Source organism: Microbacterium sp. C448, from assembly GCF_000582705.2.
Taxonomy (GTDB): Bacteria; Actinomycetota; Actinomycetes; order Actinomycetales; family Microbacteriaceae; genus Microbacterium; species Microbacterium lacus_A.
In genome coordinates this window covers 1-745 of sequence record NZ_HG779717.1, presented here as the reverse complement: position 1 = coordinate 745, position 745 = coordinate 1, and the positions used below count along the sequence as shown (strand labels likewise).

1 protein-coding gene is annotated in these 745 nt (G+C 63.9%); it reads left to right on the top strand.

The annotated features are described in order from the left end of the window. Positions 1-168: 168 nt before the first annotated feature. Positions 169-745, top strand: a 577-nt coding sequence (locus MIC448_RS11010; protein ID WP_051513638.1) for an enoyl-CoA hydratase/isomerase family protein, incomplete at its 3' end; no start/stop codon positions are given.

Sequence of the window (745 nt, the reverse complement as noted above, 5' to 3'; positions counted from 1 at the left end):
CAGACCCTCCACGACACCCGGGGCGATTCACTCCGAGAATAGCGTCCTGCTGTCGTAGAACTGTCCAGGCGTTCAGTGTTCCTTGACGCACCGAACGCCTTCTGCGAGGCTGGACGGGCTACTGGGCGCGTTGCGTGGCCCGGAGGAATCTCATCGAAGGAGAGACTAATGACTGACGATGTTCGCATTGCGACCGTGGAAATCGCGGGCCCCGGGCGGAATCTTCTCAATCCCGAGGTGCTCCAGAGCATCGAGGACCAACTAATCGCTGCGGCAAATGACGCGGCGGTGGCCGGCATCATACTGACCGGAGCCGGCGACGATGCGTTCTGCGGCGGCCTTGATGTGCCGGCGATCAAGGCCGGCGCTGATCCCGTTCCCTTTTACCAGGGCTTGATCCGCGTGCTCAAGCTGCTGCCGACCTTGCCGAAGCCCGTTGCCGCAGCCGTGAACGGAGACGCTCTGGCGGGCGGCGCAGGATTCGTTGCTGCCGTTGACTATGTCGTCTCCGTCCCGGACGCGAAGATCGGCTCTTACGAAGTCAGCGTCGGAGTATGGCCGATCGTCGCTCAAGTCGCCCTCATCAAGAGGCTTGGGGCCCGTGCTGCGATCGAGAACATCGCCAGCGGCGAGCCGTTCACGGCGGAACGCGCGCGGGAGGTCGGGTTGGTCAATGCGCTCGCACCTGCTGACAGGGTCATCCAGGCAACCGAGGACTGGCTTCGATTGGTCGCCCGCGGCGGTG